The organism is Pedobacter glucosidilyticus (assembly GCF_002483235.1).
Taxonomy (GTDB): Bacteria; Bacteroidota; Bacteroidia; order Sphingobacteriales; family Sphingobacteriaceae; genus Pseudopedobacter; species Pseudopedobacter glucosidilyticum_B.
In genome coordinates, this window is sequence record NZ_DLHN01000028.1 from 124,515 (window position 1) to 139,950 (window position 15,436).

General features: G+C 33.9%; 12 protein-coding genes and 1 tRNA gene. All 13 read left to right on the forward strand.

Features of this window, described 5'->3' with window-relative positions; all coding sequences use genetic code 11:
* Window positions 1-18: 18 nt before the first annotated feature.
* The 13 genes from B2745_RS12915 (at window position 19) to B2745_RS12975 (ending at window position 15,421) form a co-directional block, all read left to right on the forward strand.
* Window positions 19-648: a hypothetical protein gene (locus tag B2745_RS12915; RefSeq protein WP_304067341.1), complete on the forward strand. Its 630-nt coding sequence runs from the start codon at window positions 19-21 to the stop codon at window positions 646-648.
* A 220-nt stretch (window positions 649-868) separates the two neighbouring features.
* Window positions 869-2,878: an HD family phosphohydrolase gene (locus B2745_RS12920; protein ID WP_304067376.1), complete on the forward strand. Its 2,010-nt coding sequence runs from the start codon at window positions 869-871 to the stop codon at window positions 2,876-2,878.
* A gap of 162 nt (window positions 2,879-3,040) precedes the next feature.
* A complete protein-coding gene (locus B2745_RS12925; protein ID WP_304067344.1) occupies window positions 3,041-3,283 on the forward strand; it encodes a GIY-YIG nuclease family protein in 243 nt (80 codons plus the stop codon).
* A gap of 5 nt (window positions 3,284-3,288) precedes the next feature.
* A tRNA-Ser gene (locus B2745_RS12930) sits at window positions 3,289-3,375 on the forward strand.
* Window positions 3,376-3,582: 207 nt separating this feature from the next.
* On the forward strand, window positions 3,583-7,749 hold the full coding sequence (locus tag B2745_RS12935) for a hybrid sensor histidine kinase/response regulator transcription factor (RefSeq protein ID WP_304067347.1): 4,167 nt from the start codon (window positions 3,583-3,585) through the stop codon (window positions 7,747-7,749).
* 116 nt (window positions 7,750-7,865) lie between these two features.
* Window positions 7,866-10,025, forward strand: a complete 2,160-nt coding sequence (locus tag B2745_RS12940) for a glycoside hydrolase family 3 N-terminal domain-containing protein (protein ID WP_304067350.1) — start codon at window positions 7,866-7,868, stop codon at window positions 10,023-10,025.
* 21 nt (window positions 10,026-10,046) lie between these two features.
* Window positions 10,047-11,879 carry a T9SS type A sorting domain-containing protein gene (locus B2745_RS12945; RefSeq protein WP_304067351.1) on the forward strand — a complete coding sequence of 611 codons (1,833 nt, stop codon included), beginning with the start codon at window positions 10,047-10,049 and terminating at the stop codon, window positions 11,877-11,879.
* 35 nt (window positions 11,880-11,914) lie between these two features.
* Complete coding sequence (locus tag B2745_RS12950; RefSeq protein WP_304067353.1) at window positions 11,915-12,463, forward strand: DUF6252 family protein; 549 nt, start codon at window positions 11,915-11,917, stop codon at window positions 12,461-12,463.
* A gap of 54 nt (window positions 12,464-12,517) precedes the next feature.
* The gene (locus tag B2745_RS12955; RefSeq protein ID WP_304067356.1) at window positions 12,518-13,069 is read left to right on the forward strand and encodes a DUF6252 family protein; all 552 of its coding nucleotides are present in this window, start codon (window positions 12,518-12,520) and stop codon (window positions 13,067-13,069) included.
* Between the two features lie 53 nt (window positions 13,070-13,122).
* Window positions 13,123-13,668 (forward strand): DUF6252 family protein, encoded by a 546-nt coding sequence (locus tag B2745_RS12960; protein WP_304067358.1) that lies wholly within the window; start codon window positions 13,123-13,125, stop codon window positions 13,666-13,668.
* A gap of 63 nt (window positions 13,669-13,731) precedes the next feature.
* Entirely contained in the window at window positions 13,732-14,067 is a 336-nt protein-coding gene (locus tag B2745_RS12965) for a hypothetical protein (protein WP_304067361.1), read from the forward strand.
* An 11-nt stretch (window positions 14,068-14,078) separates the two neighbouring features.
* Entirely contained in the window at window positions 14,079-14,612 is a 534-nt protein-coding gene (locus B2745_RS12970) for a DUF6252 family protein (RefSeq protein WP_304067363.1), read from the forward strand.
* A 20-nt stretch (window positions 14,613-14,632) separates the two neighbouring features.
* On the forward strand, window positions 14,633-15,421 hold the full coding sequence (locus B2745_RS12975) for a DVUA0089 family protein (protein WP_304067366.1): 789 nt from the start codon (window positions 14,633-14,635) through the stop codon (window positions 15,419-15,421).
* Window positions 15,422-15,436: the final 15 nt, after the last annotated feature.

The window sequence follows — 15,436 nt, forward strand, 5'->3', positions numbered from 1 at the left end:
AATTATTATATTCGAGGCATGCAGCAACACAATTTTGACGTTGATATCGTCATCCCTTCATCGAAACAGAAAGTAAAAATCAATAAAGAATTTATTGAGGTTAACCAAAGCACTATTGCTTGTGCAGATGTTTCGGCAATACGTTACGGTGTTTCTTTAATTGGCTCGGCAAAAAAGCCTGAAAGAAAAGAATACACCATTGATGTGCAGGCTAAGGATGGAAAAAACATCAGTATAAAGTTTAGTAGTAGTAAGGTTGAGGAGCTTTTAGAAGAAGATCATACCTATTATTACATTATGTCTGGCTTGTGGCAGTACGTTAAAAAGTATTTGGTAAGCCATTTTATTGAGATTTTAAACGCCGGAGAAACTTTTGATATCGGGACTACAACCGTAAGTAATCAAGGTTTTATGATGACTTATAAAACGTGGTTTTGGGGTAAAATTAAAACGGAGCTGGTGCATTGGAACGATATTAAATATTATCTGGATAAAGGTATTTTGCATGTGGATAGCATCAGCGATAAGCGAAAAAAAGTAAAATTAAGCTTACATCATGATTGGAATGCTGTAGTTCTAAATACTTTGATGCATTACTTATGGCAAGACCACAGGAAAGAGAAATTAGCTAAAGGAGAAAAAATATAAGGAGAAGCCCGCAAATGCGGGTTTTTTTATGCTCAATAAAAATAGGCTTGGCCTTTGTTAGTTTTAAAACACAAGTGATACCGATATTCTTATAGCATGTAAATCGGTATTTTATAATTAATATCCTATTTTTGAACAAATTATACAAGTGGCTACTATCAACAGAGATTCGCACAAGATTATTTATAGGAAATATGCCTATGCCCTTAAATATGTTTTAATGGTGTTTAGCATCCTGTTTATCACTGCTATATTACCCAAACAAGCCAGATTCAAATATGAATTTGAAAAGGGTGTGGTTTGGATGCATGATGACTTAATATCGCCTTATAATTTCGCTATCAGAAAAACTACACAAGAGATAAAATCTGATAAGGATAATATCTTAAAGTCTATTTTGCCTGTTTACCGTTTAGATGATAAGGTTTTAGAAGTACAGTTAAGCGAGTATCAGGCAGATTTTGAAGCCAAATGGCGTTCTGCAGGTTTACCCGATGATGATTACAAAGAAAGAACTTTTGAATTTGGTTTTGAGCTATTAAAAAATATCTATCAAAAAGGTGTTATTGGATTAAATAAGAATTATCAGAAAGAAAAAGATAATGCTAACTATTTAATCATGTTGTTGAAAAACAACGTGAAAACAGAAGTAAGTACAGCAACTTTATTAACCACAACATCGGCTTTTTCTTTGGCCAGCGAACGTGTGGTTGAGAATAAAAAAGTAAGAACTGATATTCTAGTAAACGTTCTTAAAGATAGGATAACGCCAAATATTTTATTAGATGAACGCTTTACAGAAAGCTTACAAAAGCAAGCTATAGAGAATGTTTCCTCTACCAGAGGTATGGTGCAAAAGGGTGAGGTGATTATTGAAAATGGTTCTACCATCAATGATGAGGCTTATCAAAAACTAGAATCTTTACGTTTAGCTTATGAGGAGAATGCAAGAGTAACGGGAGATAGAAATTTAGTGCTTTTAGGTCAGTTTTTATTAGTTGCACTTATTGTGTCTTTACTGATGGTTTTTCTTTACCTATTTAGAAAAGATATTTTTCAGGATAACAGACAAATCTCTTTAATCTTATTGGTTGTAACCGGGATGTTGTTATTTCTATCTTGGTCTATCAGAATGAAACTACCAAGTTTATATTACATACCCTACTGTATAGTTCCTATCATCATCAGGATATTATTTGATACTCGTTTGGCTATGAACATCCACTTATTGGTGGTATTAATAGCGAGTTTCTTTGTGCCAAATAGCTTCGAGTTTGCTTTTTTACAAATTTCTGCGGGTATGGTATCTATTTATAGTATTAAAAACTTGGTACGCAGAGAGCAGTTTCTGATTAGTGCTTTATTGATATTGCTTACCTATTTTATATCTTATTTGGGTATTTCTTTAATCAGAGAAGGGGCCTTGGCATCTGTAGAATGGTTAAAGTTTCTGCCATTTATTTTTAGTGTATTACTTTCTTTATTGGCTTATCCATTAATTTATCTGTTTGAGAAGATGTTTGGTATTACCTCAGATATTACTTTAATGGAGTTAACCAATACTAATTCTACTTTATTAAGAGAGTTGGCTTATAAAGTACCGGGTACCTTTCAGCATTCTTTACAAGTAGCTAATTTGGCAGAATCTGCCATTTTTAAAATTGGCGGTAATGCTTTGTTGGTAAGGGCAGGAGCGCTTTATCATGATATTGGGAAGATGGAAAATCCACAGTTTTTTATCGAGAACCAAAATAAAGGTTTAAATCCGCATGATAAATTACCTTATGAAGAAAGTGCTCAAATTATCATCAGGCATGTGGTAAATGGTGTAGAATTAGCCCGAAGACATAACCTGCCAGAAGTGATTATAGATTTTATCAGGACACATCATGGGAATACCAGAGTAGATTATTTTTACCAGTCGTTTTTAAAGAATTTCCCAGAAAAGATTGTTGATGAAAATACATTCCGTTATCCTGGGCCAATCCCTTTTAGCAAAGAAACTGCTGTATTGATGTTAGCAGATTCTGTAGAAGCAGCCTCTAGAAGCTTAAAAGAACCCGATGCAGAGAGCATCAATAACCTGGTAGAACGTATTATTGATTATAAACTAGAGCAAAATCAATTAAATGATAGTAATATTACATTGAAAGAAATTGAGACTATCAAGCTGATTTTCAAAACGATGCTGATGGGTATCTACCATGTAAGGATAGATTACCGACAATAGAATTAAAATTTCTTTTTGTAGATATATTCGTATTGTTATATTTGCACACCCAATAGGGAAGGAGAGGTGCCTGTCCCGAAGGGATTCCTTCGGAAAGAGGCCGAAAGGAACAGTTTGTCCCAAAGGGACTCCTTTGGAGCTAAACTAAAATTGTGATAAGATATGTATATCACTTACATTTTAAAATCTATTAAAGACGGTAGATATTATTATGGTAGTTGTGGTAATATAGAAAAAAGATTAACGATGCACAATAGTGGCAAAGTCAAATCTACAAAGAGTAGAACACCATTCGTACTTATTTATAAGGAAGAATACGAAACAAGGTCAGAAGCTCAAAAAAGAGAATATTATTTTAAATCTATAGATGGTTATATCTGGTTGAAACAAAATAATATCATTTAAAAAAAGGAGAGGTGCCTGAGAGGCCGAAAGGAACAGTTTGCTAAACTGTCGTACTGGAAACGGTACCGCGGGTTCGAATCCCGCTCTCTCCGCAAAGCACAAAAAAGCAGCTGTAAAGGCTGCTTTTTTTTTCCTTTTATGATTTTTAATCATAAAAAAAATAATCCTATTGAATGTTTTTCAGATTGTAACACTATTTCCTGATAGAAGTTAAATTATTTTCCTAAATTAGTTTTTAATAAACCAAGCCAATTTATAAACTCAGTTAGTAAGATTATTAGAGGGTTTTTATGAATCAGATGAAGAGTTTAATCACTAAAAAATATTCTTGTTTAACCTGCTATCCTAAATTTATTTTCTTTTTGGGATTAATGCTTCTAATTACCAGGAGTACTTCTACCCATGCTCAAATTAATTATTACTCGCAAAGATTAGATAACAGCACTGGTTTATCAAATAGCTGTTTAAACGTTATTTACGAAGATTCTGATAATTTAATTTGGTTAGGAACTTGGGATGGACTAAATGTTTTTGATGGCTCTTCTTTTCATGTTTTTAATTATAGTCAAGGTAATCCAATCAAGAGTATAGGTAGTAACGTGATTTATGAAATTAAAGAAGATAAAGAAAAGAATATTTGGATTGCTACCATAGAGGGGGTTTCTAAATACAGTAAATCAACAGGTAATTATAAGCACTATTTTTATAATAGAAATAGTAAGAATAAAGTTATTGATGAAGGCTTTATCATTGATATTGATAAAGATGGCGTTATATATGGCACTGCAAAATCAGAACAGAAATTAAGTGTTTATCATGAAGAAGAAGATATTTTTAAACCATTAAATCTAAAAGGATTACAAGCGGGTAAAATCATTAAAATTATTATTGATAAACAAAATAGATTATGGATACATCAGGCTAACGGAAACTTACAAGCTTTTCAGAAAACCAAAGTAGGCTTTGTTAAAATCAGGTTAAATGTAAGTAGGGATATTAGTGATATATATTATACCAATAATCAGTTTTTTTATACTACAACAGATAAAAAGCTTTACCAAGGTAATGGTTTAAATTTTAAGCAGGTTGCTAGTTTGCCTTTTGCAATAAGGTCTATGGCTTATTATAAAGGGAATTACTTTTTAGCGTGGTCTTCTAAAGGTTTGGGCGAGTATACTAAGGATTTTAAAACACTTACTACAGTTAATAAAGAAATTCCTGCAATAGCAAATATGCGTGTTACCTCATTACAAGTAGGCAATCAAGGCATGCTTTGGGTAGGTACTGATGGTAGTGGTGTATTAAAACTTTCAGAAGAAGAAAATCACTTTGGTTCGGTAAAACAATTGCCAGGAGGAAACAGCATTAATATTCCTATAAGAGCTTTTAATGAAGTAAATGATGAGCTTTGGATAGGAACTAAAGGAAATGGTATCATCACCATTAAAAATCTAGGTAAAGTAAATGCTTCTTATAACATGATAAGAAGTTTCTACTCGGTTTCTGATTTATTGGATAATTGTGTTTACGCAATAGAAAAAGCCGCTAATGATTATGTATATGTAGGTTCTGATGCTTTGGGGATTACCATTTATGATTTAAAAGATAAAAAATGGTATAAATGGAATGAGGTTAAAGGCCATGATCAATATCCTTTATTTAACTCGATACATAGCATACTCATAGATAGAGATAGTTCTGTATGGTTAGGCTTGGAAACCTACGGATTAATTCATCTTAAAATAAAAAAGTCGGCTAACGGTTCTCCAGAAATAACTTATCTCAAAAGGTATCCTTATACTGGTGATAATTTGGGGCCGGGTAATAATGTAATTTATACTTTAGAGAATGGTAGTAGAAACCAACTATTAGTAGGATGCCGATACGGCGGATTAAGTATTTTTGATAAAAAAGCAAAGAAGTTTAAAACATTAAAGGCATTTTCCTATGAAGGAAGTTTGTCTAATAACGATGTTTTATCAGTTTATAAGGATAAAAGTAATACCATTTGGATTGGTACCAGTTACGGACTTAATTATATAACAGAACAGGATTTAAGTGCCGAAAAACCAATTTTCAAGAAGATAACTACAGAAAATGGATTGCCCAATAATACCATACATACCATAACACAAGATAATGAAGGTTTTATTTGGGCAAGTACCAACAAAGGCTTGGTAAAGATTAATCCAAAATCTTTACAAATAGTAAGGTTTAAAGCTACAGATGGCCTACAAAGTGATGAGTTTAGTGATAATGCTGTTTATAAAAATAAACAAGGCTATTTGTTTTTCGGAGGCATTTATGGCTTTAACTATTTCTTACCTGAAAACATAAAGTCTAACAGCTATTTACCTAATTTATTGCTAACAGAGGTTCAAATGGCAGGTAAATCAGAAAAAGAATCTGGTTTTCATGTATTAAATTATAAAGTAAATGAGGCAACTCCCAAATATACTTTAGAACCTGGAGATGACTTTTTTGAACTTAAATTAAAAGCTATTGATTATATCGGAGCTGAAAAATGTCAATATGCGTATTTTCTTGAGGGTAATGATAAAGTATGGCATTATTTAGGGGAAGATAATAGAATAAGTTATAGCAATATTACTCCTGGTAATTACACATTAAAAGTAAAATGGTCTAACGGTAGTGGTGTATGGACTAATGAAATAGAGGCTTTTGATATCCATATCAAACAATATTTTTGGTTAACATGGCCCGCTTTTTTAGTTTATTTCTTGATTATTTTAGGTGCTGGCTTAGCCTTTTATCGTTACAGAAAAAATAAAGTCATGATGCAATATAAATTATCTATGGAGCACATGCTACGTGAAAAAGATGAAGAAATACATCAAGAGCAACTTAATTTCTTTACCAATATTGCACATGAACTACAAACACCATTAACTTTAATTTTAGGCGCTTTAGAGCGTTATTTCATCAAAACTAAAGCCGATATAAAATCTGGAAATGATTATTTCTTATCTATTGTTAACCAACAAGCATCTCGCTTAAATTATTTGGTTTATCAATTATTAGAATTTAGAAAAGCAGAATCAGGGCATCTTAAAAATCATTACAGTTACTTGAATGTATCTAAGCTTTTATCAAATATTACTGAATTATTTTCACAGCTAAACGACCAAAATAAGTTTGATTTTTCTGTGAAAATTGAAGAAAATATTGAACTCTGGATAGATAAGGATAAGCTCGAAAAAATTATTTTCAATCTCTTATCCAATGCCTTTAAACATACACTTCCGGGTAAGCAGATTACTTTTTCTATTCAGCAATTAAAAGACAATAATCAGTTAGAGATTATTGTGGCTAATTTTGGTAATAACCTTTCTGAAGAAGAGCTTAACAGTTTGTTTGATAGATTTTTTGTGGTAGATGATACCCAACAAAGTAAGATAAGCTCTGGTATTGGCTTGGCTTTTACACGTGAACTGGTATCCTTGCTAAAAGGTAGTATTCATGTAGCATCAGAAAACGATTGGATTTCTTTTAAAGTTTTATTACCGCTTTATTACATCCCTACTGAAAAAGAAAAATTAGAAGATAACATAGAAAAGCTTGAAACCCCTTCTTATTTATTAACTTCTATGGCTATAGAGCAAGAAAAAGGAGAGGAGAAAGTTATCACAGAGAATAATAAACAAGCTGTTTTAACCACTTTAGATAAGCAAGAAAAGAAAAGTGTACTCATTATTGAAGATGAGCCTTCTATCAGATTCTTATTGAAAGATATTTTGAAAGATACATACAATATCTATGAAGCTAGTAATGGTAAAAAGGCGCTTGAAATTGTAAGAAAAGTTATTCCTAATTTAATTGTGAGTGATGTGATGATGCCTGATATGAGTGGTTTAGAAGTGTGTAACATTATTAAAAGTACTCCGGAAACTTGCCATATACCTTTCGTTATTTTATCTGCCCGAGGAACCATGGAGCAGAAAACAGAAGGTTATGAGGCTGGCGCCGATGCTTATATACCAAAACCTTTTCAAACAGAGCATTTATTGGTAAGGATTAGGAAGCTCCTAGAATATCAACAAAGGTTGCATGATTTGTTTAATAAAGAGCAATCGCCAATAAAAATACCAGATGTAGGGATGAAAGATGGTGATAAAGAGTTTTTAGAGCAAATTATTACTTTAATAGAAGCTCATCTGGATGATGAGAATTTAGACGCTGTAATGCTAGAAGATAAATTGGGTATGAGTAAAGCCAATTTCTATAGAAAACTGAAAGCTTTATCTAATATGACGCCGGGCGAGTTGATCAAAAACATCAGGTTGCAGCATGCGGCTACATTATTAGAAAATTCTGATTTTTCAGTTTCAGAGATTTTCTATAAAACAGGTTTTAGCAATCAATCTCACTTCTACAGAGAGTTTAAGAAGAAGTATAATTGTTCGCCTGCCGAGTATAGAGCTGGTTACAGGTTACCAAGTAGTTAAATATCATTTTGGAACTCCTGTACATAACTCTGTTACTCTAGTACAAAGCTTAATAATTACACTAAGCTATTTTTGAATGAACCTAAATAAGACTATAAGTCTGTTCATTCAAAAATATGATGAAAATTTTTACTAAGCATCTTGCCTTTATAGGACTAAGTTTTTCTTTTACGATTGCTGTACAAGCCCAGATTTATAAAGACAGTAGCCAACCTCTAGAAAGTCGTGTTCAACATTTAATTAGCCAATTAACTTTAGAAGAGAAAGTTTCTTTACTAGGCTATCAAAGTAAAGAAGTTTCGCGTTTAGGTATTCCAGCTTATAACTGGTGGAATGAAGGTTTACATGGTGTTGCCAGAGCAGGTAAGGCTACAGTTTTTCCTCAGGCTATAGCTATGGCAGCTACTTTTAACGACCCATTGGTACAAGAAATAGCTGATGTAATTTCTACAGAAGCCAGAGCTAAATATAATTTAGCCATTGCCCGAGGCAACCGTAGCCAGTATATGGGCTTAACTTTTTGGTCTCCAAATATTAATATCTTTAGAGATCCACGTTGGGGACGTGGACAAGAAACTTATGGCGAAGACCCTTTTTTAACTTCCAAAATGGGGGTTGCTTTTGTGAAAGGTTTGCAAGGTAATCATCCTAACTATCTTAAAACAGCAGCATGTGCTAAACATTTTGCAGCCCATAGCGGGCCAGAGGTGGTGCGGCATTCTTTTAATGCACAAGTAAGCGAGAAAGATTTAAGAGAAACCTATTTATACGCCTTTAAAAAGCTAGTAAATGCAGGTGTAGAATCTGTCATGTGTGCTTATAACCGTTTAAATGATGTGCCTTGCTGTTCTAATAACCTTTTGTTAAACAAGATTTTAAGAGAAGAATGGCAATTTAAAGGTCATGTAGTGGCTGATTGCTGGGCTTTGGATGATATCTATAAAGGTCATCAGGTATTGAAAAACCCAGTTGAAGTTGCCGCCGCAGCCCTTAAAGCAGGTGTAAACCTTGATTGTTCTGAGCTGGTACAGAAAGATTTATTAGAAGCTGTTAAGCAAAAACTCATTACAGAAAATGAAATCAACAAGGCTTTGGCAGGCTTATTAAGAACACAATTTAAATTAGGTTTTTATGATGATGCTAAAAGCAATCCTTACAGCCATTTAAATGAGCAAGATATACAGTCTGCCAAGCATATTGCTTTAAGCAGAAAAGCAGCACAGCAAAGTATGGTTTTGCTTAAAAATGATAAGCAATTACTACCATTAAAGACTCAAAAATACCAATCTATTGTTGTTATTGGTCCTAATGCAGGTTCTGTGGGGCCATTATTGGGCAATTATCACGGGGTATCAGAAAACCTAGTCACTTTTATTGAGGGTATTACGGCTGCTGCTGGTCCTGCCGTGGCCGTACAGTATGAACAAGGGAGCGATTATACAGATACCCTAAGATTTGGCGGTATTTGGGCTGCTGGACAAAGTGATTTAACCATTGCTATGGTAGGTTTAACCCCTGTTTTAGAAGGCGAGGAGCATGACGCCTTTTTATCTGAGAAAGGTGGTGATAAAAGTGGCTTGGATATTCCTAAAGCGCATTTAGCGTTACTTAAAGAGCTTAAAACTAAGAATCCAAGTAAACCTTTAGTTGCCGTAGTAACGGCGGGTAGTGCGGTAGATATAGCTGCTATTCAGGCTTACGCTGATGCTATCATTTTAGCTTGGTATCCTGGCGAACAAGGCGGAAATGCTTTGGCTGATATCTTGTTTGGTAAGGTTTCTCCATCAGGGAAATTACCTGTTACTTTTTACCAATCTCTGGCAGATTTACCTCCTTACGAAAGCTATGATGTAAAAGGACGTACCTATCGCTACTTTAAAGGTAAAGTGCAATATCCATTTGGTTACGGGCTAAGCTATACTTCTTTTGCATATAGCTGGGTAACACCTCCTGCACAAAAAATGAAAATCACTGCTAAAGGTATTTCTTTCGCTATTAAAGTAAAAAATACTGGCGAAACAGATGCAGATGAAGTGGTGCAAGCTTATATGAAATATCCACCACATCCAGATTTTCCTTTAAAAGAGCTTAAAGCTTTTAAAAGAATAAGTTTAAAAGCAGGAGAAGAGCAAACCGTTAGTCTAGAAATACCTGTAGAAGAACTGAAAAAATGGTCGGTAAAACAAAAGATGATGCTGTTAAATGCCGGCCAGTATGAGTTGGTTTTGGGTAGCCATGCAGCTGATGAAAAACTCAAAACTACAATCAAATTTTAATCAACAAAGTAAACCTCAAACATGAAAAAACTTTTATTAGGTATTTGCTTCATCTTGTCTTGTTCAAAAGTTATAGCGCAAGCCGAGTGGAATTTTGATACTACTACAGAAGGCTGGGGCAATACCAATAGCTTAACAAGTAGTGTAAACAATGGCATTTTAACTTTAACAGCAACCGGGGCCGACCCTTATATTTATTCTCCCAATAATTTAAATATCAATGCATCGTTGATTAAAACTATTAGAATAAGGGTTCAAAATAATACCAATCAATCTGCCTTTCAGATTTATTGGATTACCAATACAGATCAAACCTATAACTCGGCTAAGTTGATTCAGATACCTATTACTCCCAATTTAGCTACACAAAAAGAATATGTTTTTGATTTTAGCTCGGTAACAGCTTGGCAGGGTACCATCAAGCAAATCAGATTAGACCCTGGGAATCCGGCTAGCAATACCTCAGTAGCTATAGATTATATCAAACTTACGAATGATGCCTATACACTTGTGGTGGATAATGGTATTTTAAAAGTTAAGGCCGATTTATTAATGGGTGGCGCTATTTCTTACCTTTCAAAATCATCAGATAATAAGAATTTGGTTAATATTTATGATAGAGGTAGATATATACAGCAATCTTACTATGCAGGCTCTGCCATTAATAGGCTGGCAGAAGGGCAGCATCCGTCATGGTCGCCATGGAACTGGAACCCCATACAAGTAGGTGATGTTTATAATAATTCATCGCCAGTATTGGCAAGCTCTTTTACAGATAGTACCATTTACACTAAAACCCAGCCATTGTTATGGGATATGAATAATGAATTGGCACAATGCCACATGGAAATGTGGTTGTCTTTAAGAGGCAATACTATACATGTTAAAAACAAACTCACTGTATTTAGAACAGATAACCGATGGAGCGAGATCCCTAGACATCAAGAGCTCCCGGCAGTATATATCATTGGCGATTTATACAATTTATACACCTATACAGGTAATGCGCCATTTACCAGCGCAGCACCCAACAAAATTACCAATGCCGGGCCACCTTGGGCTTATTGGACAACACCAGAACATTGGGCAGCTTTGGTAGATGCAAATCATTGGGGCGTAGGAGTTTATAACGGCTCATCAACCTATTTTGTTGGAGGTTATAATGGTGCGCAGGGTGGTGGCGCAACCAGTTCATCTACAGGTTATATGTCGCCTTTACGAACAGAAACTATTGGTAAAAATGCTGTTTACGAGTATGAGTACGATTTAATAGTAGGTACGCTTACGCAGATAAGAGCTTTTGCTTATGCCAAAAAGAATTATGTTTTACCAGTTACCTTAAAAGATATAAGTATAAAACAAGGTTTTAATAAAAATACCATTGTTTGGGAAACCTTAAGCGAGCAAAATGTGAAACATTTTGTGGTAGAAAAATCTGTAAATGGTAAAGATTTTAATGCTATACATACCCAGATAGCAGCAGGAAATAGCCAAACTTTAAAGTATTATAGTTTTGATGACTATCATCAGGAGCGGGGAACAGTTTATTACCGTATCGTTACTTATGACCAAGATGGTACGTATAATACCAGTAAAATAGTTGCCGCTAAAACTCAAGCTGATGATACCTATGATGTTAAGGTGGAGGATGGGAAGTTAAAATTGGTGTTTTATGAGCCCTTTTTGGGTACAGTTTCTTTGATAGATATGTTAGGTAAAGAAATATTTAGACAAGAATTAAAACAGCAAATAGAAAGTTATGAAACAGTACTTCCCCCATTACAAAAAGGTATTTTCTTAATTAAATTATCAGGTAAAAATTTAAATGAAGCCAAAAAGATAGTACTAGAATAAGTGCAAAAATAATTTCTATCTACTTATGAAAAACTATGAAAACATTAAAATACATCATCATACTTATAAGCTATCTCAGTTTAAGTGCATCTTCATGCAAAAAAGACAAAACCGGAATAGACGCTTTACCGGCAGCTACGCAGGAAGGCAGGAATACCTTTGGTTGCTTGGTTGATGGGGAGGTTTTTATTGCAAGAACCAGAGGTTTATTTGGACCTCCTTACTTCGCTTGTGAATATGGTTTCAATTCTGTAACTAATTCTTTTAGATTTTACTTAAGAGGAAGTGATAGAATTCAAAGTTCAAATAGAAATACAATAATAATTTCATCTAATAGTATTTCATTAATTTCTGGTATTAGGCTAGACTTACGAGAATTACAAGATGGTTATGCTAATGCCATTTATTTTAAGACTTCAGTAGATGAATATAATACAAACGCTACATCAAAAGGAGAAATCACTATTACCAAGTTGGATGAGAGTAAAAGAATCCTATCAGGCACCTTTTGGTTTGATGCAGTAAATGAAGCGGGAGAAAAGGTAGAGGTGAGGGAAGGTCGTTTTGATATGAGTTATCGTTAGTAAAATAGTACCTACTACAGAACGAAATCAAGTTAAAAAATAAGAACAAACATCATGAAAACATTAAAATACATCATCATACTTATAAGCTATCTCAGCTTAAGTGCATCTTCTTGTAAAAAGGATAAAACTGGAATAGACGCTTTACCGCCAGCTACGCAGGAAGGCAGGAATACCTTTGGTTGCCTGGTTAATGGAGAGGTTTTACTTCCTAAAGTTAAAGGGTTAGGAGTTGGACAACCAGTATTAAGAGGTTCTTACTATTATCAAAACTTCAATGAAAAAGTAGGATATTATTTAACTATTTCCGCAACTGATAATAACTCGACCTTAAAAAGTATAATTATTAATACAGATTCTTTGAAAATTGAGCAAAATAAAACTTATATGTTTGAAAATTTTGGAATGAAAGGCTTAAGCTATGCGAGGTATACTGTTAGTCTTGATACTTATTATACAAATACTGATAATTCTGGGGAATTAAAAATTACTAGACTGGATGAAAGTAAAAAAATTATATCAGGTACTTTCTGGTTTGATGCTGTAAATGAAGTTGGAGAAAAGGTAGAGGTAAGAGAGGGGCGTTTTGATATGAGTTACCGTTAGTAAAATAGTCCCTACTACAGAGCGAAATCAAATTAAAAAATAAAACAAACATCATGAAAACATTAAAATACATCATCATACTTATAAGCTATTTCAGCTTAAGTGCATCTTCTTGTAAAAAAGATAAAACTGGAATAGACGCTTTACCGGCAGCTACGCAGGAAGGCAGGAATACCTTTGGTTGCCTGGTTAATGGGGAGGTGTTTATTGCAAGAAGTAGAGGTGGATTTGGTCCGCCTTATTTTGAATGTGACTATTCCTTCATTTCAGGAACTAATTCGTTTAGATTTTATTTAAGAGGGACTGATAAAATTCGAAGTTCAAATAGCAATTCAATAATCATCTATTCCACTGGTATTTCATTAATTTCTGATACCAAGCTGAACTTAGAAGAATTAAAAGATGGTAATGCTAGTGCAAGATATTCTGAAACTTTAATAGATGAATATAATACAAGCGCTATATCAAAAGGAGAAATCACTATTACCAAGTTGGATGAGAGTAAAAGAATCCTATCAGGCACCTTTTGGTTTGATGCAGTAAATGAAGCGGGAGAAAAGATAAAGGTAAGAGAGGGGCGTTTTGATATGAAATATTGATTGTAAAATATTCCAACTAAGGAAAAAACTTTAAAATAATTATTAAACATAAAAAATAAAAACATGAAAAAGAAAATCACATTATTAAGCATTGCTCTACTATTTGCATGTATAAGCCAGGCACAAGAACGAGATAGTTTAAAAAGCAACCAGGCAAAGCACATCAGTAAAGAACTGGCTATCTCCCAAGAAAAAGCAGAAAAAGTTACACAAATTATGGATGCATATAAAAGCCAGGCCAAAGCGGTTTTAGCAAATACAACTTTAAGCAAACAGCAAATAAGCAGACAAATGGCTGCTTTAATAGCAGAAAAAAATCAGAAACTAGGGCAAATTCTTACAGAAGCACAAATGGATAAAATAGTACCTACTACAGAACGAAATCAAGTTAAAAAATAAAAACAAACATCATGAAAACATTAAAATACATCATCATACTCATAAGCTATTTCAGCTTAAGTGCATCTTCTTGTAAAAAAGATAAAACCGGAATAGATGCTTTACCAGCAGCTACACAAGAAGGTAGGAACACCTTTGGTTGTCTGGTTAATGGGGAGGTATTCAGCCTAAAACGCCAAGGATTAGGGCCATTATTTCAATGTTATTATACAAATTATCAACAAGAAGGCTATTATTTCAAATTGTCCGCTTATAGTGATAACAAAGGTTATGACAAGACTATTGTTTTAAGCAGTGATAGCCTAAAACTTGAGGAAAATAAGATTTATAATTTAGGATTACCAAATATTTTAGGAGACACAGCTGCGGAATATATATATACAACTCCAAATTTTTATATAGTTAAAGACAAAAGAGGTCAACTTAAAATTACTAAACTGGATGAAATCAAAAGGATTATATCCGGTACATTTTGGTTTGATGCAGTAAATGAAGCGGGAGAAAAGGTAGAGGTTAGAGAAGGACGTTTTGATATGAAGTATTAATAGATTCTTAACAGTACATTATGAAACCAATTTTTAAGTTTAAAATAGCCATAATCATATTTTTAGCTATCTTATTTACAGGGCTAAAAGTATGGTCGCAACCTGTAGGTGCTACCATTAGCAATCCTATTCAAGCAGGTACATTAACACCAGGTATAACTTTTTCTGATACTAAAAATAATAGTCCAAGTAACGGATTCATAAATAATATAGGCCAAGCGAGTGATGATATTTATTATGGTTTTACTTTGGCAAGCAATGCAGAAGTAAGTATTTCGCATTGTGCTTCTGGCTTTGATACTTATATGTACCTCTTAAATGCTTCAGGAAGTATTATTGCTTCTAATGATGATTTAGGACCACTATGTTCGGGCTTACAGGCATCAATAAAAATATCTCTTGCTGCGGGCGCTTATTATGTAGTATCAGAAGGGTATTCTAACAACAGCGGTGCTATTACCACTACTTTAAGTATCCCGGCTGCAAGTACAGAAGTAATTAATGTATTTGCACAACAAGTTGGCCAGGTGTTTTCTTCTTTAGAAACCAGCAGGGTACCTTTTGGCCTGCTGCGTGATGTAGCTATGGAGCAAACCAATCTGGATAACTATAATGGAACTGTACTGGTAGACAGTAATTTTGTAAGTAATGCAGAATGGCATGCCATATACCAAACCTTAGTCTCCGCCAGTATTGGTAATAATACGCCAGACTTTCCGGAAATGAAGCTGATAGATAGTTTGTGCTTTAATGAAAGAGGGTCGGGAATTAGGATCAAGCGTAAAAGTTGGGGAGACTTGAAGATTTGATTAATTTTGTAGAAA